23 protein-coding genes are annotated in these 20357 nt (G+C 60.2%); 11 read left to right on the top strand and 12 right to left on the bottom strand.

The genetic code is table 11. The features are described from left to right. Positions 1–104 precede the first annotated feature (104 nt). Positions 105–605: an Lrp/AsnC family transcriptional regulator gene (locus ACXAC3_RS08075; protein ID WP_475158540.1), complete on the bottom strand. Its 501-nt coding sequence runs from the start codon at positions 603–605 to the stop codon at positions 105–107. Then, positions 583–714: a hypothetical protein gene (locus tag ACXAC3_RS08070; protein ID WP_475158536.1), complete on the bottom strand. Its 132-nt coding sequence runs from the start codon at positions 712–714 to the stop codon at positions 583–585. The genes ACXAC3_RS08075 and ACXAC3_RS08070 overlap by 23 nt, the downstream gene beginning before the upstream one ends. A gap of 117 nt (positions 715–831) precedes the next feature. Between ACXAC3_RS08070 and trxB the strand changes: the two genes are divergently transcribed. The 3 genes from trxB (at position 832) to ACXAC3_RS08055 (ending at position 5502) form a co-directional block, all read left to right on the top strand. Beyond that, positions 832–1773 carry a thioredoxin-disulfide reductase gene (gene trxB, locus ACXAC3_RS08065; RefSeq protein ID WP_475158532.1) on the top strand — a complete coding sequence of 314 codons (942 nt, stop codon included), beginning with the start codon at positions 832–834 and terminating at the stop codon, positions 1771–1773. A gap of 123 nt (positions 1774–1896) precedes the next feature. Next, positions 1897–3567 carry an adenylate/guanylate cyclase domain-containing protein gene (locus ACXAC3_RS08060; RefSeq protein ID WP_475158529.1) on the top strand — a complete coding sequence of 557 codons (1671 nt, stop codon included), beginning with the start codon at positions 1897–1899 and terminating at the stop codon, positions 3565–3567. Positions 3568–3783: 216 nt separating this feature from the next. Beyond that, positions 3784–5502 carry a bifunctional sulfate adenylyltransferase/adenylylsulfate kinase gene (locus ACXAC3_RS08055; RefSeq protein WP_475158526.1) on the top strand — a complete coding sequence of 573 codons (1719 nt, stop codon included), beginning with the start codon at positions 3784–3786 and terminating at the stop codon, positions 5500–5502. A 54-nt stretch (positions 5503–5556) separates the two neighbouring features. Here the strand turns inward: ACXAC3_RS08055 and ACXAC3_RS08050 are convergent, their stop codons facing one another. The 4 genes from ACXAC3_RS08050 to ACXAC3_RS08035 all read right to left on the bottom strand — a co-directional run bounded on the left by ACXAC3_RS08050 (position 5557) and on the right by ACXAC3_RS08035 (position 8045). After that, entirely contained in the window at positions 5557–6417 is an 861-nt protein-coding gene (locus tag ACXAC3_RS08050; RefSeq protein ID WP_475158524.1) for a hypothetical protein, read from the bottom strand. Further along, positions 6414–7301 carry a PhzF family phenazine biosynthesis protein gene (locus tag ACXAC3_RS08045; RefSeq protein WP_475158520.1) on the bottom strand — a complete coding sequence of 296 codons (888 nt, stop codon included), beginning with the start codon at positions 7299–7301 and terminating at the stop codon, positions 6414–6416. The genes ACXAC3_RS08050 and ACXAC3_RS08045 overlap by 4 nt, the downstream gene beginning before the upstream one ends. A 100-nt stretch (positions 7302–7401) precedes the next feature. After that, positions 7402–7626 (bottom strand): DUF1150 family protein, encoded by a 225-nt coding sequence (locus ACXAC3_RS08040; RefSeq protein WP_475158516.1) that lies wholly within the window; start codon positions 7624–7626, stop codon positions 7402–7404. Between the two features lie 5 nt (positions 7627–7631). After that, complete coding sequence (locus tag ACXAC3_RS08035) at positions 7632–8045, bottom strand: Hsp20 family protein (RefSeq protein ID WP_058275530.1); 414 nt, start codon at positions 8043–8045, stop codon at positions 7632–7634. A 164-nt stretch (positions 8046–8209) separates the two neighbouring features. Between ACXAC3_RS08035 and ACXAC3_RS08030 the strand changes: the two genes are divergently transcribed. The 4 genes from ACXAC3_RS08030 to ACXAC3_RS08015 all read left to right on the top strand — a co-directional run bounded on the left by ACXAC3_RS08030 (position 8210) and on the right by ACXAC3_RS08015 (position 10818). After that, positions 8210–8434, top strand: coding sequence for a YdcH family protein (locus tag ACXAC3_RS08030; RefSeq protein ID WP_010441787.1), 225 nt, complete (start codon positions 8210–8212; stop codon positions 8432–8434). Positions 8435–8510: 76 nt separating this feature from the next. Then, complete coding sequence (purE, locus tag ACXAC3_RS08025; protein ID WP_475158510.1) at positions 8511–8996, top strand: 5-(carboxyamino)imidazole ribonucleotide mutase; 486 nt, start codon at positions 8511–8513, stop codon at positions 8994–8996. Continuing rightward, positions 8993–9748 carry an NAD(P)-binding domain-containing protein gene (locus ACXAC3_RS08020; protein WP_475158506.1) on the top strand — a complete coding sequence of 252 codons (756 nt, stop codon included), beginning with the start codon at positions 8993–8995 and terminating at the stop codon, positions 9746–9748. Before purE ends, ACXAC3_RS08020 begins: the two co-directional genes overlap by 4 nt. 2 nt (positions 9749–9750) lie before the next feature. After that, positions 9751–10818, top strand: a complete 1068-nt coding sequence (locus tag ACXAC3_RS08015) for a 5-(carboxyamino)imidazole ribonucleotide synthase (RefSeq protein ID WP_475158505.1) — start codon at positions 9751–9753, stop codon at positions 10816–10818. A gap of 1 nt (position 10819) precedes the next feature. On the opposite strand, the gene ACXAC3_RS08010 is transcribed toward ACXAC3_RS08015, so the two are convergent. From ACXAC3_RS08010 to ACXAC3_RS07985, 6 genes are all read right to left on the bottom strand, one after another. Then, complete coding sequence (locus tag ACXAC3_RS08010; protein WP_475158503.1) at positions 10820–11971, bottom strand: alpha-D-ribose 1-methylphosphonate 5-triphosphate diphosphatase; 1152 nt, start codon at positions 11969–11971, stop codon at positions 10820–10822. Then, positions 11968–12741, bottom strand: coding sequence for an alpha/beta fold hydrolase (locus ACXAC3_RS08005; RefSeq protein ID WP_475158502.1), 774 nt, complete (start codon positions 12739–12741; stop codon positions 11968–11970). The genes ACXAC3_RS08010 and ACXAC3_RS08005 overlap by 4 nt, the downstream gene beginning before the upstream one ends. A 30-nt stretch (positions 12742–12771) precedes the next feature. Further along, the gene (locus ACXAC3_RS08000) at positions 12772–13623 is read right to left on the bottom strand and encodes a DMT family transporter (protein WP_475158500.1); all 852 of its coding nucleotides are present in this window, start codon (positions 13621–13623) and stop codon (positions 12772–12774) included. Between the two features lie 120 nt (positions 13624–13743). Further along, on the bottom strand, positions 13744–15387 hold the full coding sequence (gene groL, locus ACXAC3_RS07995; RefSeq protein ID WP_475158497.1) for a chaperonin GroEL: 1644 nt from the start codon (positions 15385–15387) through the stop codon (positions 13744–13746). 62 nt (positions 15388–15449) lie between these two features. Next, positions 15450–15737, bottom strand: coding sequence for a co-chaperone GroES (gene groES / locus ACXAC3_RS07990; RefSeq protein WP_170352338.1), 288 nt, complete (start codon positions 15735–15737; stop codon positions 15450–15452). A 153-nt stretch (positions 15738–15890) separates the two neighbouring features. After that, on the bottom strand, positions 15891–16565 hold the full coding sequence (locus tag ACXAC3_RS07985) for a DUF2161 domain-containing phosphodiesterase (RefSeq protein WP_475158496.1): 675 nt from the start codon (positions 16563–16565) through the stop codon (positions 15891–15893). A 124-nt stretch (positions 16566–16689) separates the two neighbouring features. On the opposite strand from ACXAC3_RS07985, the gene ACXAC3_RS07980 reads away from it, so the two are divergent. From ACXAC3_RS07980 to ACXAC3_RS07965, 4 genes are all read left to right on the top strand, one after another. Further along, on the top strand, positions 16690–17670 hold the full coding sequence (locus tag ACXAC3_RS07980) for a TraB/GumN family protein (RefSeq protein ID WP_475158494.1): 981 nt from the start codon (positions 16690–16692) through the stop codon (positions 17668–17670). Positions 17671–17781: 111 nt separating this feature from the next. After that, positions 17782–18702 carry a manganese-dependent inorganic pyrophosphatase gene (locus tag ACXAC3_RS07975; RefSeq protein ID WP_475158490.1) on the top strand — a complete coding sequence of 307 codons (921 nt, stop codon included), beginning with the start codon at positions 17782–17784 and terminating at the stop codon, positions 18700–18702. A gap of 228 nt (positions 18703–18930) precedes the next feature. Beyond that, a complete protein-coding gene (locus tag ACXAC3_RS07970) occupies positions 18931–19806 on the top strand; it encodes a TIGR01459 family HAD-type hydrolase (RefSeq protein WP_475163384.1) in 876 nt (291 codons plus the stop codon). Between the two features lie 100 nt (positions 19807–19906). Then, the gene (locus tag ACXAC3_RS07965) at positions 19907–20350 is read left to right on the top strand and encodes a MaoC family dehydratase (protein ID WP_058275996.1); all 444 of its coding nucleotides are present in this window, start codon (positions 19907–19909) and stop codon (positions 20348–20350) included. Positions 20351–20357 lie beyond the last annotated feature (7 nt).

Raw genomic sequence — 20357 nt, 5'->3', positions numbered from 1 at the left:
ACTGCAATGTGGGGGCATCATGCAGCTGATACTGAGTTGGATTTTATCATTAACGGTCGCGGCTTTTCTGCCGCCGGCAAAACAACACCCAAAGCGGATGATGTTCACGCCGTCCGGCTCATTCGTTCTTCCAGAACGTCGAAGGGCACGCCGGGCTCGTCTTTTGCGCCGCGGATGACAAGCGAGGTTTTGACGCTGGCCACGTTCGGCGTGGTCAGCAACTCGCCCGTCAGGAACTGCTGAAAACTGCTGAGATCGGGTGCGACACATTTCAGGATAAAGTCCACCTCACCGTTCAGCATGTGGCATTCCCGGACCAGCGGCCATTCCCGGCAGCGCTCTTCAAAGGCGCTGAGTTCGGTTTCGGCCTGGCTTTCCAATCCGACCATGGCAAAGACCTGAACCTCGAATCCCAGTTCGCGCGAATTCACATCAGCGTGATAGCCCCGGATAAGGCCGGATTCTTCCAGCGTCCGAACGCGCCGCAGGCAGGGCGGTGCCGAAATACCCACGCGTTTCGCCAACTCGACATTGGTCATGCGGCCATCGGCCTGCAATTCCGCCAGAATCTTGCGGTCAATTTCATCCAGCCGTGTCGCGACCATCAAATGCTCCTGATTTTTCGGTTGTTATATCAGCACCCGGAAGATGCGCAATAATCTTTCGTGCTTGCGCAATATTCTTTATTTTCAATGTCCTTTTTTTCAGCGCCATTCGCAGCATGCATAGCGGATACGAAACAGGAAGGGGCTTTAAGCACCGCACAGGGGTCGCTATATCCATTCGCCAGGGGCTGCATGCCCAAATCAGGCAGATCGAGTTGGGGGTACCATGGCCGAAACGAAACACACCAAGGTTCTGATCATCGGGTCGGGACCGGCCGGTTATACCGCGGGCGTCTACGCCAGCCGCGCGATGCTGGAGCCTATTCTGGTTCAGGGCATCGAACCCGGCGGTCAGCTGACCACCACCACCGAGGTGGAGAACTGGCCCGGCGATACCGAGGTTCAGGGCCCGGATCTGATGGTGCGCATGCAGGATCACGTCAAGGCGATGGGATGCGAGGTGATCGGCGACATCATCAGCAATCTCGACGTCAGCAAGCGCCCGTTTACCGCCAAGGGCGACAACGGCACGACCTACACTGCCGACGCCGTCATTCTGGCCACGGGCGCGCGCGCGAAATGGCTGGGCTTGCCGTCAGAAGACAAGTTCAAGGGTTTCGGCGTATCGGCCTGTGCCACCTGTGACGGCTTTTTCTATCGCGGGCAGGAAATCGTGGTGATTGGCGGCGGTAACACGGCCGTCGAAGAGGCGCTGTTCCTGACCAATTTCGCCAGCAAGGTCACCTTGATCCATCGCCGCGACGAGTTGCGGGCTGAAAAGATCCTTCAGGATCGTCTGTTCAAGAACGAAAAGATTGAGCCGCTGTGGTTCCACGAACTGGATGAGGTGATCGGCACCGACGCCCCGCTGGGCGTCGAGGGTGCGCGCGTCAAGAACGTAAAGACCGGCGAGATCACCGAGATCCCCTGCAAGGGTGTCTTTGTGGCCATCGGCCACGCGCCCGCCAACGAGTTGGTCAAGGATTCGCTGGAAACCCATATGGGTGGCTATGTCGTGACCAAGCCGGGCTCGACCGAGACCTCGGTTCCGGGCGTCTTCGCCGCTGGCGACCTGACCGACCACATCTATCGTCAGGCCGTTACCAGCGCCGGAATGGGCTGCATGGCCGCGCTGGACGCCGAACGTTTCCTGGCCGAACAGGAATAACTCCTGCGCCGGCATCCCCGGTCCCGTCCGGGGATGCCGATCTGCGTCGCTCAACCTTGGCTTGACCCGTCCGCCGCCGCGTATCAAACTCGGTGTCGAGCAAAGCGAACGCAGGTGGATTGATTGAAAAGTGTTCTGTGGCAAGGCGGGTGGGCAACCCGGCTGAGGATCGGCAGCGGCCTGGTTCTGTTTACCTTTGCGTTCTTTCACTTCATCAATATCGGGCTTGGCCTGTTTCACACCGATTACCTGCACGGCATGCAAGATGGCCGGAAATTCGTAACCCGGCACGATATCATCAGCACGGTTTTATATGCCGCGCTGTTGGTGCACGCGGGTCTGGCCCTCTATTCCATCAGTCAGCGCAGAACCTTGCGGATGCCATTCGCAACGGCCCTGCAGGTCATTCTGGGGCTGCTGATCCCGCTGCAACTGATCTCTCACATCGTTCAGACCCGCTATGCGCATGAGGTTTACGATGTGAACGACGAGATGGGGTACATCATCATCCTGATGTGGCCCAGCACCGTGATCTGGATGCAAAGCCTGCTGGTATTGCTGGTTTGGGTTCACAGTTGCATCGGATTGCATATGTGGCTCAGGCTGACGCGCTGGTGGTCAAAGACGGTGCCCTATCTGATCGGCCTTGCGGTTTTTGTTCCGTCCTTCGCTCTGGCCGGTCTGCTGACTGAAGGGCGGCGCATCTGGGCGGATTTTGCCGATCCGTTTTTGCGCGAGCAATATATCGAACATTACAACTGGCCCTCGCCTGAAGAGTTTCAGGCCATGTTTAGCGTCAAGAACAACGCGCTGATGGCGTTCTGGATGGCATTGGGCGTATCACTGGCTGTGTTCGTGATCCGCAAGATGTGGCGGCGCAGACATTCGGTCCGGGTCAAATATGTCGAAGGCCCCGAGATCGTTGCCGAAAAGGGCATGACCCTGCTTGAGATTTCGCAGGCTAACGGCATTCCGCACACGGCGCTCTGTGGCGGCAAGGGGCGCTGCACGACCTGCCGTGTGATTGTCGAAAACGGGGGCGACCAATTACCGGAACCCAGCGAGGTCGAAGCCCGCAGCCTTGCTGCCGTCAGCGCCCCCGCAGGTACGCGGCTGGCCTGCCAAATCCGCCCGACCGAGCCGATCACTGCCTTTCGCATGTTCCGCCCCGATGGCGGCCGCAACCGGGCACATGCAAGCCAGGGCCAGGAACGGCAACTGGCGGTGCTGTTTCTGGATATGCGGGGGTTTACCTCTCGGACGACCGGCCAGTTGCCTTACGACATTGTGTTCCTGCTGAACCGGTTTTTCGACGCGATTGTCCCGGCGATCACGGCGGATGGGGGCGTGGTCGATAAATACATGGGCGACGGGCTGCTGGCCGTCTTCGAAACCAAAGACGCGGCAAGCTCTGCCCGGGCCGGGCTGAACGCCGCCGCCGATGTCAGCCGGGCTCTGGCGCGTTTCAACCAGCAGCTTGAGGCCGAAGGCAGCCCGCGGATCCGTATCGGAATGGGTTTGCATCTTGGGGATCTGGTGCTGGGGGAAATCGGCGCCGCCAGCAACGCATCACGCACCATCATCGGAGACGCCGTCAACGTGGCCAGCCGGCTGGAGGCAGAGACCAAGGCGCTGGGGGTCGAGCTTCTGGTTTCGGCCGAACTGCTGCAAGCAGCCGGGTACACCGATGACCTGAGCGGCCTGCGCCCGTTCAACCTGCGCGGTGTGACGCAGCCGGTCCCGGCCCTGCCGATTACAAATGCGTCCGACCTTGATGCCGACAAAGCCGCATAAGAACACTCGCGCGTTTTCCCGCCGAATACCCTGCATCTGGGGGATCGTGGTCGTATAACGCCGCAGATAGCGGAAAATCCTTCCAATCCGGGGAAAAACCGCGCATATCGTCCTTTGTTTCGCAAATGCATATGGACTTTGACCAATGGTCGGGGCAAATGCCCCGCAATCGCGCCTAAATCACCGGCAAAACCACACTTCGACAAGAGTATTCCAATGACGATGTTAAGCAATCTGGCTCCGATCCCTGAACTGTATGTCTCGTACGAGTCGGCACAGAAGCTGAAAGTAGAAGCCGCCGACCTGACCAGCTGGGACTTGAGCCCGCGCCAGATCTGCGATCTGGAACTGCTGATGAACGGCGGCTTCAACCCGCTCAAAGGGTTCCTGAGCGAAGCCGATTACGACAACGTCGTCGAAAACATGCGCCTGGCGGACGGCACCCTGTGGCCGATGCCGATTACCCTGGATGTCGGTGAAGAGTTCGCTGAAAAGATCGAATTGGGTCAGGATATTGCCCTGCGCGATCAGGAGGGCGTCATTCTGGCCACCATGACGGTGACAGACCGCTGGACTCCGGACAAGGCGCGCGAGGCCGAGAAGGTTTTTGGCGCCGACGACGATGCCCACCCCGCCGTGAACTACCTGCACAACGTTGCGGGCAAGGTCTATCTGGGTGGTCCCGTCACCGGCATTCAACAGCCCGTCCACTATGATTTCCGCGCCCGCCGCGACACGCCGAATGAACTGCGCGCCTATTTCCGCAAGGTGGGCTGGCGCCGCATCGTCGCCTTCCAGACCCGCAACCCGCTGCACCGCGCGCATCAGGAACTGACCTTCCGCGCCGCGAAAGAGGCACAGGCCAACTTGCTGATCCACCCGGTCGTCGGCATGACCAAGCCGGGCGACGTTGATCACTTTACCCGCGTGCGCTGCTATGAGGCCGTGTTGGACAAATACCCGGCCTCGACCACGTCGATGTCGTTGCTGAACCTGGCGATGCGTATGGCCGGCCCGCGTGAGGCGGTCTGGCACGGCCTGATCCGCGCCAACCACGGTTGCACTCACTTCATCGTCGGTCGCGACCATGCGGGCCCCGGCAAGAACTCGGCCGGTGAGGATTTCTATGGCCCCTATGACGCGCAGGACCTGTTCCGCCAGTTCCAGGACGAAATCGGCGTCGAAATGGTCGACTTCAAGCACATGGTCTACGTGCAGGAACGCGCCCAGTACGAACCGAATGACGAGATTCTGGACAAGGACAACGTCACCATCCTGAACATCTCGGGCACCGAATTGCGCCGCCGTCTGTCCGAAGGTCTGGAAATTCCGGAATGGTTCAGCTTCCCCGAAGTGGTGGCCGAACTGCGCAAGACCAAACCGCCACGCAGCCAACAGGGCTTTACCGTGTTCTTCACCGGTTTCTCGGGTTCGGGCAAATCCACCATCGCCAACGCGCTTATGGTCAAGCTGATGGAGATGGGCGGTCGTCCGGTAACCCTGCTGGACGGGGACATCGTGCGCAAGAACCTGTCTTCGGAACTGGGCTTCTCGAAAGAGCACCGCGACCTGAACATCCGCCGCATCGGTTACGTGGCCAGCGAGATCACCAAGAATGGCGGCATCGCCATTTGCGCCCCGATTGCGCCCTACGCGACGACCCGCCGCGCTGTTCGCGAAGAAGTCGAACAATTCGGCGCTTTCTGCGAGGTGCATGTCGCGACCAGCATCGAGGAATGCGAACGCCGCGACCGCAAGGGCCTGTACAAGCTGGCACGCGAGGGCAAGATCAAGGAATTCACCGGGATTTCTGACCCTTACGACGTACCTCAGAACCCGGAACTGAGCGTCGAGACCGAGAATGTCGATGTCGACAACTGCGCCCATCAGGTATTGCTGAAGCTGGAGAGCATGGGCTTGATCGCCGGGTCGTAAGGTCTGATCAGAAGCTACCGAAAGCCCTCGCATTGCGGGGGCTTTTTTGTGCCGTTACAGCTCTGCGCGCAAGGCGGCGACGGCGCGTCCTTCGAAATCTCCGAATTCGGCGGCCTTGGGTTGGATCGCCTGAAGATGCGGCAGGCGCGCGGCGAAATCCTTATCAGATGCGGCATTAATCGCCTGCCGGATACCCGCTTCGGTTTCGCACAGGATCATGCCCGACGTATCGAAGAAGTCGCTGATATTCGGGCAGCCCCAATAGATCGGCACTGTCGAGCACAGGATCGCGTCCGTCAGCTTCTCCGAGAAATAATTCCGCTCCCGCACATTCTCGATCACCACGGAATAGCGGTACGGGGCCAGCCCGTCTGATTTGTGGTCGAACGGCGTATAGCCGCGGCCCATGATTTCAACATCCGAACCGGTTTCGCGCAGCCAGTCGATTACAGAATGGCGCAGCTGGTGGCCTTCCAGATCACGCTTAGCCGAGGCGATCAGCGAGCAGGATTTGGTTTTCTCGACATTGAGGTCGCGCCAGTCCGGCACCATCGTTACGCCATAGGGCAGGAATACTGCGTTCGGGATTCCCTGCAACAGCACGTCGTGGAACGTCAGAACCCGGAAGAACCGTCGCCACGTATAGCGCAGCATCCGGTCGTGCTTGGCATGGATGGCCGAGGGCTCTCCCATCATCAACGAAATGCGCGCGCGCGTGCCTCGGCGCAAGCGCAGATGCACAGTTGAATTGGGGTACATGATCAGATGATCGGTGGATTCCAGATCACCCACGCTCTTGCCTTGCAGGCGATCCGGACAACCTTCCGGCCAGATCAGTTCGGACAGAGGGACCGATGCCAGCTTTGGCCCTAGCCGGTGGCCATAGGGCAGGATGGCGATGGCCGGTTCGGTCATTGCGTCTGCTCGGGCAGATCGACCTGGCCGCGCATCAGGACATGCCCCTTGCCCGCCACCCGGATGCCGGTCATCGCTTCGGCAGGACCGATGCGTGAGACAATAGCCTGCCCCGGACGGCCCATATCATGGCCCTGTTCGGCAATGAACGTATCTTTGGGCATCAGCCCGTGCTTCCACAGATAGGCGGCCATCGCACCGGTTGCCGATCCGGTGAACGGATCTTCGGGCGGGCTGGGCGGCGCCATCAGCAGGCGCGAAAACGTATCCCCCGCCTCGGTCGCGCCCCGAAGTGTCACAAGGAAAGGCTCGGCCATGTCGGAACCGGAATACCCGGCTGTTTCAGCTACTTTGGGCAGCGCCGCCAGATCCAGCTTTGCCGCGCGCAGCGCCTCATGGTCGCGCAGGACCGTGATGCAGAAAGGCAGGCCCGTGGATACCATTTGCGGTGGCGAAATAATTGCCTCTTCGGGCAGGCTGACAGCGGCAGCGACCAGATCGGAAGGAACCTGAGCCCCGAATTGTGGCGCGACCTGAGTCATCTCGATCTCATCGCCGTTCAGTTGAATGGAAACGATCCCTGCCCCGGTCTCAAGCGTCACCGCATCGCCCTGAAACAGCCCGCGGGACTTCATCGCCGCGACAGTGGCTATTGTGGGATGTCCGGCAAAGGGAATTTCGCGGCTGGCCAGGAAATAGCGCACGCGGATGTCGGCCACATCGGACGGTCCGGTAAAGGTGCATTCCACCAGAGAGGTCTCGCGCACATAGGCCATGCAGACGTCTTCGGACAGGGCCGCCCCGCCATGAACCACGGCGCATCCGTTACCGCCAAAGGCGCGGTCGCTGAACGCGTCTACCCAGTCGAAGTCAAACCAGCTCATGTGTCGCGCCCCCTTGCAGCCATGCGAACCTCTGTCGGTTTGCATATCTCGCCCGCGGGGCGGCGGATGTCACGAGAAAATCGCGCGCGGCGGGGCCGTTTCAGTGAACGGCCACCGGAGAGAAATCGTGCTCGCGCGCCAGAACAAAGGCCAGCTTCCGATCGGCAACCAGCGCCAATTGCTGGCCATCGGAATCGTGAACCGCATAGAGCTGATCCAGATCACCGGCCTGTTCACGCACTTCCCGAGGCAGATCAGCGACTTCGACCGTTTTGACATAGACGATCCGGTCGCCTTCGGCATTCAGTTCAATCGGTGTATTCATTGCTCTTACCCCTTTCTTATATTAATCGTCTGCACCACGGTTTCCGGCACGGCGCGGGTCAGATCCACATGCAGCAGACCGTTCTCCATGATCGCCTCGCCCACCTCGACGCCATCTGCCAGCACGAACATGCGCTGGAACTGACGCGCCGCGATGCCACGGTGCAGAAAGATGCGCCCCTCGCTGTCGTCGCGTTGACGGCCCCGGATCACCAACTGGCGGTCCTCAATCGTGATCGACAGGTCCTCTTCCGCAAAACCGGCCACGGCCAGGGTGATGCGATAGGAAAAATCCGAGGTCTGTTCGATATTATAAGGCGGGTACCCTTCGTTTCCGGCCTTTGCAGACCGTTCCAGAAGGCGTTCCAACTGCTCGAACCCCAAAAGATGCGGGTATGAGCCAAGCGTAAGTTTTGACACGTATTATCGTCCTTTATTGCCAAAGCGACGTGTGGTGCGGCCCCGTTCCGGCAACCGCGTAGAATAGAATATGGGAATATGCGGGGATGTCCACAAGGTCTGGCCGGATAAACCCTGACACACTATCTTGTGTGTTAAGCACCACAACCAACACCAAGTCGCCAATGAATGCGCCCACTGATCTTTCGATGAAAACAGATGAGGTTTTAAGGGTCGAACTGGAGGTGTTTCGCCGCCAGCACCGCGATCTGGACGAAGCGATCGAGGCCTTGCAGGCCAAAGGCACGTCCGATCAACTGACGATCAAACGGCTGAAAAAGCAGAAACTGCGCCTCAAGGACATCATACGCCTGATCGAAGACCGCCTGACCCCGGATATCATCGCCTGAAACCCCTGTACCGCATTGCCACATAGTCGGATTTGGCTATAGTGCGCGCTCTTTCCGAAGGCAGGGACGTAAGCGGATGAGCGATGTGAAAGTGGGGATCATCATGGGCAGCCAGTCGGACTGGCCCACGATGAAGGAAGCCGCGGATATTCTGGATGAGCTGGGCATTGCATACGAGAAGCGCATTGTTTCGGCACATCGCACCCCGGATCGCTTGTGGGACTATGGCAAAACCGCAGTGCAGCGCGGCCTTCACGTTATCATCGCAGGCGCCGGCGGGGCCGCGCATCTGCCAGGGATGATGGCCTCGAAGACGCGGGTGCCGGTGATCGGCGTGCCGGTGCAAACGCGGGCCCTGTCCGGGGTCGATTCGCTGTATTCAATCGTTCAGATGCCCAAGGGTTTTCCGGTTGCGACCATGGCCATCGGCGCGGCCGGGGGCGCAAATGCCGGATTGATGGCGGCGGGTATTCTGGCGTTGCAGGATGACGAGCTGGCCGAGCGGCTGGACGCGTGGCGTGAGGCGCTGTCGGCCTCAATCCCCGAGGAACCGCAGGGATGAGCCGCATCGGCATTATCGGCACCGGCCACATCGCGGCGCCGATTGCACGGCTTATGGCCTCGAAAGGGCATGATATTTGCGTCACCGAGCGCAATGCGCAGGTTTCCGATAACCTGAAGACCGAGCTTGGTGTCACTGTCGGCTCTCCGCAGGAGGTAATCGATGCCTCGGACATCGTGTTCCTCTGCCTGCGCCCACATATTGCAGAAGACGTCCTGAGCCCGCTGACTTTTCGCTCAGATCAGCAGATCGTATCCGTGATGGCCGCAGTGCCTCAGGCCCAGCTTGCCACATTATGCGCGCCAGCATCAGATTTCGTGCAGACCATCCCGCTGGGGTTCTTGCAGACCGGAGGGTGCCCGCTCGCCGCCTACGGCAATGATCGCTTGCTGGCCGGGTTGTTTGAGCCTGAAAACCCGGTGGTGAAAGTCGCTGACGAGACAGCATTGAACGCCCATTTCGCAATCTGCGCCATGGTGCCGGGCCTTCTGGATCTGATGGCAACCGGCGCAGGCTGGCTGGCCGAGCAGACAGGCGACGAACATGGAGCTGAGTTCTACACCACGCAACTTATGTCAGGTTTTCTTGAAGCCATGCACAAAGGGCAAGCGGGTCATTTGGCAACAGAGCGCGATGCACTTGCGACCGAAGGCACGCTGAGCCTTCAGATGACGGATACTTTGCAGTCAGGGGGCGCACATGATGCTTTGCAACGCGCTCTTACCGCGATTGGCAAACGATTGGAGACGTAACGATGGCAGAAATGCTCCCCACCGGTGCAACGATCGGAATACTGGGCGGCGGCCAGTTGGGTCGGATGCTGTCGGTCGCAGCAGCACGACTGGGGTTCAAGACTCATATCTTTGAACCAGGAGCGAACCCGCCCGCCGGACAGGTGGCAGATCGTGTCACCACTGCCGCCTATGATGATGCCGGGGCTTTGCGCACGTTCGCCAACTCTGTGGACGTCATCACCTATGAATTCGAGAACATCCCGACCGAGGCGCTGGACCTTCTTGAAGCACATCGGCCGATCCGTCCGGGGCGTGAGGCATTGCGCGTCAGCCAGGACCGGTTGACCGAGAAGACCTTCCTGCAGGAGCTGGGATTGAAGACGGCGCCTTTTGCCGACATCACCGATCTGGACAGCCTGAACGCGGCGATCAGCCGGATCGGTACACCCGCCATCCTAAAAACCCGCCGGTTTGGCTATGACGGCAAAGGACAGGCGCGGCTGCGCGCGCCCGAGAACGCCGAAACCGCGCTGGCTGACATGGCGGGCGCGCCTTCGATCCTCGAAGGGTTCGTAGAGTTCAGCCACGAGGTTTCGATCATCGCCGCCCGTGGTCTGGACGGACAGGTCGCCTGTTTCGACCCGGGCGAGAATGTGCATCGCGACGGCATCCTGCACACCACCACCATCCCTGCCCGCCTGCGACCGGCACAGCGCACCGATGCGGTTCTGCTGGCCGCCAATATTCTGAACGCGCTGGATTATGTCGGCGTCATGGGGGTCGAACTGTTCGTCACGCCTGAGGGCCTGATCGTGAACGAGATTGCGCCAAGGGTGCATAACTCGGGTCACTGGACACAGAACGGCTGCGCGGTGGATCAGTTCGAGCAGCACATCCGCGCCGTGGCCGGGTGGCCTCTGGGCGACGGGCAGCGCCACTCGGACGTGGTCATGGAGAACCTGATTGGCGGCGATATGGACCGTGTTCCGGAACTGGCGCAGGAACGCGATGTTGCTTTGCACCTGTATGGCAAGGCCGAGGTCAAAGCGGGGCGCAAGATGGGCCACTTCAACCGCATTTCGCGGTGACTTACCCGACGAACCTTGCCGCGATGTCGCCGGACATATAGCTGACCCGCCCGCCTGCCAGCGTGGCGGCAACGCGGTGGGTGCGCGCATCCAGAATGACCAGATCGGCGCGCTGGCCAGCGGCCAGCGTACCCCGGTCGCGCAATCCCAATACCCGGGCTGGCCCTGACGACACCAGCGCCCACGCACCGGCCAGATCCAACACCCCGGACCTGACCAGCATCAGCGCCGCCCGGCGCGGGCTGGGATAGTGGTAATCCGACGCCAGCGCATCGCAATACCCCATCGTGATCAGGTCCAGCGCGCTGACATTGCCCTTGTGTGACCCGCCGCGCACCACGTTAGGAGAACCCAGAACGATATGATCCCCGGCGGTTCGGGCAGCTTCGGCCGCTTCGAGCGTTTCGGGGAATTCCGCAATCCAGGCCCCGCGTTCCCGCCACTCGGCACGGGTATGGGCGGTCGCGTCGTCATGGCTGCCCATGCGGACGCCCTGTTCCGTCAGAGTCGCGCAAAGGGCATCCAGCGCCGCCGGAACCTCATCCCTGCGGGCGTGCATGGTCTGCAACATCGCAAGATGGTTTTCGGGGCTGCGCCCGGCCTTCAGTGCCTGCCCGGTCAGGCGTGGCGGTGTGCGGCCCTGCGCCAGACGGTCATGCGGCAGGTGGTCGTTGAACACCACATAGGGCACCTGCCATGCGGAGATACGTTCGGGAAGCCCCGCATAGTCGTCCAGCATATGCGTCTCGAACCGCAATTGCGGCATCAGGTCGGTGACGACGCGACCCCGGACCGATGCAATGGCATCGAATACCTGGCCCGCGAATTCGGGGCCGCGCACACCGCCTTCCCAGCTGTGGAACTGCGCCAGCACTGCCGTTGTGATCCCGTTGGCGGCCAGTTCCGCCTCGACCGACAGGATACCCTCGTCCATCTGTTTCATCGCACCCCGGCGCGGCGCGATATGGCGCTCGAACCCGTCCCCGTGCAGGTCGATAATCCCGGGCAACACCAGAAATCCGGACAGGTCGACCTGCCGCCCGGCGCTGTCCGGCTGGACGATCCCCCCGGCGATTGAAAGGTCGGCGGGCACGATACCCTGCCCCGGCAGCAGAACCTCTGCGCCGGTCAGGTTCAGGGTTAATGCGGTCATTGCGTGGGCTCCGAAGCGGGTTCCGAGCAATCCTGCCCGATGCAGATTTCGTCGATGATATTCATCACCCCGTCCAGCCAGGTGATCTGCGGATCGAACTGTCCGAATTCAATGAAATGCAGGGCCTGCGCCATCACCCGCGGATTGTTCATCATGAATGTGTGTGTCACGGGCAAAACGATATGGTCCTTCATCCCGTCAACCCTGGTGGTCGCAATCGAAACCTTGCCGTCATCCCTGCCATCAATCATCGAGGAAAACAGCGGGTTCAGCGAGTTTTCGCCCGCGATCACGCCCAGTTCGAAATCCACCGGCGGCAGCTGCCTCGGGGTCCCCTCGGGGCCGGTGCCCAGCGCCAGCCCGGCGGGGCCGTTCAGCATTCCGAACACCTCCCACGCGCCAAGCTCATCCACCAGTTGGCTGCCCTGATTGGGCGGCCCGAGCATGACGACGCGGCCCATGTTTTCCGGGTGATTGTCCTGCAACCAGTAGCGCAGCAGAATGCCACCCATCGAATGGGCCACCACGTTAACCCGATCTTCGCCGCATCCCGCAAACGCCTCGGGCAAGGTCTGGGCGGCCAGTTCCGGGATTGGCAGGTCGGTCGATGGATAGCCCGGGCGCACGACGTTGTAGTCGTGTGCTTTGAACAACTGCTCCATGACGGTGAACGATGCCTCGGTTCGCGCAAGACCATGCAGCAGCACAACGCATTTCGCGTGCGCCGCCACCGGGACAAGGAGCAGGATCAGGGCGAGCAGATATCTCATAGCCGCCAGATAAAGCCTAACGGGGGACGATTAAACCCCTTGCACGGGTTTCAGGCGCAGGACCGCCAGCGCAATGCCACCCAGCACCAGCGCAGCCCCCAGGATCAGGCGTAGGCTGGCGGTTTCGCCCAGCAGTACAACCCCGCCGAAGATGGCAATGATCGGCACGCTGAGTTGCACAACCGCGGCCGTTGTGGGCGCAAGCTGTGGCAAAACCCGGTACCAGAGGGCGTAACCCATGCCGGACGTGACACCCCCTGACAGCGCGGCCAGCAGATAACCGGCAGCCGTCATTTGCCACGTTCCTCCGGTGGCCAGCAAGGTCAGCGCGGTTACAGGCAAGGCGACTACGAAATTGGCAGCGGTTCCGGCCAATGCATCCGGCTCGGACCGGCCGACCAGCGAATAGATTGCCCAGCCGATCCCGGCTGCGGCCATCAACGTCGCGCCTGCCGGACTGACCTGTACCGCCCCGGACGGCCACAGGACATAGGCCAACCCCGCAAGTGCAATCGAAGCCCCGGCGATTTGCCGGGGCGAAGGGCTGTTGCCGGTCACGGACGTCACCGCGAACATTGTGATTTGCACCACGCCGAACAGGATCAGCGCTCCCAACCCCGCATCCAGTGTCAGGTAGGCAAGCGAAAACCCGATCATGTAAAGGGAAAGCGACCCTGCCCCGGCAACCCTGCGCCGGTTGCGCAGGGGCAGCGTTCCGGCCCGGAGAAAAACCAGGGCGGCCAGCACCAATGCGCCGGAGAACACGCGGACTACGGCAAAACCCGCCGGGTCGCTGGCTCCGCTGTCGATCGCCAGACGATTCAGAATCGAGTTTGCCGCAAAGGCGCACATGGTCAGAGCGGTGAACAGAAACAATCTCATTTCAACGGCATAGCGGTTTCGTCACCACTTGCACACTCACTTTCCCATGCATCGCGCCACAAAAACGAAACGGGGCCGCCCGAAGGCGACCCCGTCCCTAAGCACTATGGCCCAAGCAGCTTACATCATGCCGCCCATGCCGCCCATGTCGGGCATGCCGCCTGCAGGTGCCGCGCCTTCTTTGGCGGGACGGTCTGCAACCATGGCCTCGGTGGTGACCAGCAGGCCAGCAACCGATGCCGCGTCTTCCAGAGCGGTACGGACAACTTTGGCCGGGTCAATGACACCGAACGAGAACATGTCGCCATATTCTTCGGTCTGAGCGTTGAAGCCGAAGGCTGCGTCGTCACTTTCGCGAACCTTGCCGGCAACAACCGCACCGTCGACGCCCGCGTTTTCAGCGATCTGGCGCAGCGGCAATTCGATGGCCTTGCGCACAATGTTGATGCCTGCGTTCTGGTCGGCGTTTGCGCCTTCCAGTTCGTTCAGGGCCTTACCGGCCTGAACCAGAGCAACACCACCGCCGACAACAACACCTTCCTGAACGGCAGCGCGGGTCGCGTTCAGAGCATCGTCCACACGGTCCTTACGCTCTTTCACTTCGACTTCGGTCATGCCGCCGACGCGGATAACAGCAACACCGCCTGCCAGTTTGGCAACGCGTTCCTGCAGCTTCTCACGGTCGTAGTCCGACGAGGTTTCTTCGATCTGGGTGCGGATCTGAGCAACACGTGCCTCGATCTCGGCTTTCTCGCCAGCACCGTCGACGATGGTGGTTTCGTCTTTAGTGATTTCGATCTTCTTGGCGGTGCCCAGCATGTCCATGGTGACATTCTCAAGCTTCATGCCAAGATCTTCGCTGATCACCTGACCGCCGGTCAGGATTGCGATGTCCTGCAGCATGGCTTTGCGGCGATCGCCGAAGCCCGGTGCCTTGACAGCAGCAATTTTCAGGCCGCCGCGCAGTTTGTTAACAACCAGAGTTGCCAGTGCTTCGCCTTCAACATCCTCGGCAATGATCAGCAGCGGCTTTTGCGACTGGATCACCTGCTCGAGCAGCGGAACCATCGGCTGCAGCGAGGACAGTTTCTTTTCGTGCAGCAGGATCATGCAGTCGTCGAGTTCTGCGATCATCTTGTCTGCGTTGGTGACGAAGTAAGGCGACAGGTAGCCACGGTCGAACTGCATACCTTCGACAACATCGGTCTCGGTTTCCAGACCTTTGTTTTCTTCGACGGTGATGACGCCTTCGTTGCCAACCTTCTGCATCGCGTCTGCGATCTGCTGGCCGATTTCGGCTTCGCCGTTGGCCGAGATGGTGCCAACCTGCGCAACTTCTGCCGAGTCCTTGACTTCACGCGAAGCGGCTTTGATGCCTTCGACTACCTTGGCGGTCGCCAGGTCGATGCCGCGCTTCAGGTCCATCGGGTTCAGGCCCGCTGCAACCTGCTTCAGACCTTCTTTGACGATGGACTGAGCCAGAACAGTTGCGGTGGTGGTGCCGTCGCCGGCTTCGTCATTGGTGCGGCTGGCGACTTCTTTCACCATCTGCGCACCCATGTTTTCGAACTTGTCTTCCAGTTCGATTTCCTTGGCAACCGAAACACCGTCTTTGGTGATGCGCGGTGCGCCGAAGGATTTGTCCAGGACCACGTTGCGGCCTTTGGGGCCCAGGGTCACTTTGACAGCGTCAGCCAGGATGTTGACACCTGCCAGCATGCGGTTACGGGCATCGGTGTCGAACTTGACGTCCTTAGCAGCCATGTTGTTTCTCCTTGAGAAATTGTATTGAGGTAAAGCGTGTGAAGATCAGAGAAAGCCTGCGCTTACTCGATGATCCCCATGATGTCGCTTTCTTTCATCATCAGCAGTTCTTCGCCGTCGACCTGAACCTCGGTGCCCGACCATTTGCCGAACAGGATCTTGTCGCCAGCTTTCACAGCCATTGCGATCAGTTCGCCGCTGTCCTTGCGCGCGCCTTCGCCGGTTGCGACAACTTCGCCTTCGCTGGGCTTTTCTTTCGCGCTGTCAGGAATGATCAGGCCGCCTGCGGTTTTCTCTTCGCTTTCGGTACGGCGAACCAGCACACGGTCATGAAGCGGTTTCAATGCCATCTTTGTAGCTCCTTGGGCTCAAAGTTTATTTATCCTCCCCCCGCCGGATGGCGAGGTCGTTAGCACTCGGACCTGCCGAGTGATAACGACGCATAGCTAGGGGGTCGCAAACCCCGAGTCAACAAGATGTGAAGGTTTTTTTGACCGCAGGCCTCAGTCAGCTTGCTCCCAGCTATAAGCCCAGTGCTTCAGGCCCTCATACCCGGCGTCAGAAAGCCCATAGACGCCTGTCGCGACCTTGTCGAACCAACCGTAATGGTTATCGCGCATCAGACGCGTGGCTTCGGCTACACCGGTGGCCTTTGCCACGTCCGCCCCTTTGGTTGCCCCGCATTCGGCCAAATGCGCCGCGCATCTCAGCGCGTCCTGACGATAGGCTGTGACGATCCCGTGCCGCGTGGCCCCTCCGGCATTGGGGTCGCCTTCCAGCCGGTCGAATTCGCGCAGCAACCGCGCGGCCCTGACCTTGTCCTTGCGTGGCGCATAGGGGCCGGGATCGCATTGCACCTCGACCGCGCCATCGGCGCGCACTGTGATCAATCCAAGGCCCAGACGCCGGCACAGCGCAAGGTTATCCTTTAACGCCCGCCGGGCCGTTCGACCCTTTGGCTTGCACACACCGATGTAAACCTGATCCGTCACTTTCAGCCGCGTGATCGCCTGATGGAACAGGGCCAGCGAAAACCGCAGTTTAAGCTCGACGATAACCGGCTCACTGCCCTCTTGCACGGCCACGATATCGGCGGCGCCAACCTCACCTTTGACGGTATAGCCCTGACGCTCCAACAGCGCCTTGATCGGAGGGTAGAGGTCCTGCTCGCGGTTCATGACCGCATGCTATGCAAATCCTCCGCAATTGCCAGAGAGGCCGCAAAGAATTCGCCGGCTTGCGCCCGCGCTGCCCGCGTGGCTATGTCTTGGGACAAAAACCTGAAAACCCGGGGTCACCTCCATGCGTCTGCTTTGCCTATTGTTGTTTGTCCTGCTGCCCGCAATGGCTCATGCGGCTTGCGAAGGGCGGGATCTGCGGCTGGACCTGACTGCCGAGGAACGGGCGACGCTGGACCAACTGGTCAGTGAAACGCTTTTCCCCGAGGGCAATCACTGGATCGCGGAAAAGGACGGAACTGTTCTCCACCTTATAGGGACCCTGCACACCAATGACGCGCGGATGGGTGATGTGATTGACAGGCTGACCCCGACCCTGCGCGACGCGGATGCTTTCTATTTTGAAATCACCGACGCCGACATGAAGGCGTTCGAAAGTGATCTGGCCAAGGATTTCAGCCCGGTCATGATCACGTCGGGTCCGACTTTGGTCGATTTGATGCCTGCGGAAGACTGGGCTGCGCTTTCCGCATCTTTGTCCGAACGGGGTATTCCCAGCTGGATGGCCGCCAAGATGCGCCCCTGGTTTCTCAGCATGATCCTTGGGATCCCGCCGTGCCTGATGACAACGCCCGATTTCGACCGCGGCATGGACAAGCGGGTTGCCGAAGTGGCTGAGGCGAACGGCATCCCCCAGCATTCGTTGGAACAGGTATCGGATCTGATCGCCATATTCGACAGCCATCCGATCGAGGAACAGGTGCAATCCCTGAGCCGCCTGTCCGGTGCGCTGCAATCCGACAGTAACCAGCTGATCACAATGGCAAACGCCTATCTGGAAGAGCGGCATGCACAGATCCTTCACTTCGCCAAAATGCAGGGCCTGGAGGCATCCGGGCTGACACCCGAGGAATTCGAGGCAGAATGGAAAGGGTTCGAAGACCAGCTTCTGGTCGAGCGGAACGCCAACTGGATGGAAAAGATCCTGCGCCTTCAGGATCAGACGGTGGTCATTGCCGTGGGTGCAGGCCATCTGGGTGACACACATGGATTGCTGAACCAGCTTCAGCAGGCAGGCTATCAACTGACCCGCGCCCCCTTCTGACCGAAATCCGCCGACATTCAGACCAACCGTCGCATCCTGCCTTCCGCCGGGTGACAACCCCGGAAGACCGCCCTATAAGGCGCGCAAATCTTCCATCCTCAGGACGCTGACATGACAACCCTAGTATTTGGCCACAAATCCCCCGACACCAATTCCACAGGCTCGCCGATCCTGTGGTCTTGGTACCTGAACGAAGTCAAAGGCGAACAGGCCGAGCCCGTTCTGCTGGGCGAACCCAACACCGAAGCCGCCTTCATGCTGCAGCGCTGGGATCTGCCCAAGCCGCGCATTATCGACGACGTCGAAGCAGACGCGCCCGTTGTCATCGTCGACACCAACAACCCGGCCGAGCTGCCCGCCAGCATCAACAGCGCCGATATCCGCGCCATCATCGACCACCACAAGCTGGTCGGCGGTCTGGAAACCAAAGGTCCAATCGACATCACCGTACGCCCGCTGGCCTGCACCGCCACCATCATGGTTGACCTGATGGGCGACGATGCCGCGAAAATGCCAGAGGCCATCAAAGGCGCGGCGCTGACCTGCATCCTGTCCGACACGCTGGAGTTTCGCTCGCCCACCACCACCGCGCATGACCGCGCAGTGGCTGAGAAACTGGCTGCTGATCTGGGTCTGGACGTGCCGGCCTACGCCGCCGACATGTTTGCCGCGAAATCGGATGTGTCCTCCTTCTCGGACGCAGAGCTGATCCGCATGGACAGCAAGGAATACGAAGTCGACGGCACCAAGTTCCGCGTCTCGGTTCTGGAAACCACCGCACCGGGCGTCGTACTGGACCGCAAGGCTAGCCTGTCGAACTCAATGGTCGATGTTGCCAAGGAAGACGGCGTAGACCAGGTGCTGCTGTTCGTTGTGGACATCCTCAACGAAGAGGCCACGCTGCTGGTTCCGAACGATCTGGTAAAAACCGTCGCCGAGAAAAGCTTTGGCGCGTCGGTTGACGGCGACGCGGTGGTTCTGCCCGGCGTCATGAGCCGGAAGAAACAGATCATACCGAACCTTAAGGTCTGATCCGACAGAAAGGCGCCCTTCGGGGCGCCATTTTCTTTCTTACAGGGCTCAGCCGCGCGCTGTGGAAGACAAAACCCCGGATGAAGAATGGACCCCCTGCTTCATCTGGCCAAAAATACCTCGGGGGAGTCGCGGCTTGCCGCGGCGGGGGCAGAGCCCCCTCTGGCCAAACGGTGCAAGCTCTGCCATAGCCATGCCAACCTGACCGACGTGCCACATGAGGGGCCCATGACCCAGATTATTTCCTCCCTTACGGAAGTTTCCGACCGCTACAAGGCGCTGTTCGTTGATCTTTGGGGCTGTGTGCACAACGGAATCACCGCCTTCCCCGAAGCAGTCGCCGCGCTGCAGGCTTACCGGCAGCAGGGCGGGGTCGTGGTGCTGGTCACGAACTCACCGAAACCGCGTGCCGGAGTGGCCGAGCAACTGGCGCAGTTCAACGTTCCAGCCGATGCCTATGACACCATTGCTACAAGCGGGGATTCCGCCCGGTCGGCCATGTACCGCGGTGAAGTCGGCCACAAAGTCTATTTCATGGGCGAGTGGGAACGCGACGCCGGGTTCTTTGAACCGCTGAAGCTGTTGCATCACCCGATCCATATCGAGCGTGTGCCACTGGATCAGGCCGAGGGCATCGTGTGCTGCGGCCCCTTTGATCCGATGGCAGATCCGTCAGTCAACCGCGCGGATTTCCTTTATGCCAAGCAAAAGGGCATGAAGCTGCTATGCGCAAATCCGGACATCGTGGTCGACCGGGGCGAAATCCGGGAATGGTGCGCCGGTGCGCTGGCAAGGCTGTATACCGAAATGGGGGGCGAAAGCCTGTATTTCGGCAAACCCCACCCGCCGATCTACGATCTGGCCCGGCGCAGGCTGCAGGAGCTGGGTCATGACATCGTGGATGGCGACATTCTGGTGATCGGTGACGGCCCGCATACCGACATTCTGGGCGGCATGGGTGAGGGGATTGATTCTCTGTTCATTTCCGGCGGATTGGCCGCTGCTGAAACAAAAACCACGCATCATCCGCATCACGAATCCCTAACTGATTATATTGCAAGGGAAAATATCAATCCGACCTACACGATTGGCCGTTTGCGCTGAACAGAAATGTCTTGATTTTCTGCGCTTGCGAAGTAATAAAGTTTCCCAACCAGGGTAGCTGATGTTTTTTTGTTGCCCGAAGGATTCGAGTGAGGGCGACATGTTGGACAATCTTCCACGCGGAACGATCTGTATTGAAGACATCGAAATGGGCATGACCCGTCACCTGCGCAAAGTGGTGACGGATGAAGATATCGAGATGTTCGCGCAGGTGTCGACCGACCGGAATCCGGTACATCTGGACGACGATTATGCCCGCGACACGATTTTCGAGGGCCGTATCGCGCACGGGATGCTGACTGCCGGGCTGATCTCGGCCGTGATCGGTGAACAACTTCCGGGTCACGGCACGGTCTATATGGGCCAGTCGCTGAAATTCCTCGCCCCTGTCCGCCCCGGCGACATGGTTTATGCCGAGGTCAAGGTGATCGATATCGACTTTGCCAAGCGCCGGGTCAAGCTGGATTGCCACTGTGCAGTCGATGGCAAAAAGGTCCTGGTTGGTGAAGCCATGGTGCTGGCACCGTCACGCAAATTCGACTGAGGATTCT

The organism is Ruegeria sp. ABV4_181 (genome assembly GCF_056158465.1).
The sequence above is the reverse complement of the archived record's forward strand: the minus strand, read 5'-3'. Positions and strand labels throughout refer to the sequence as shown.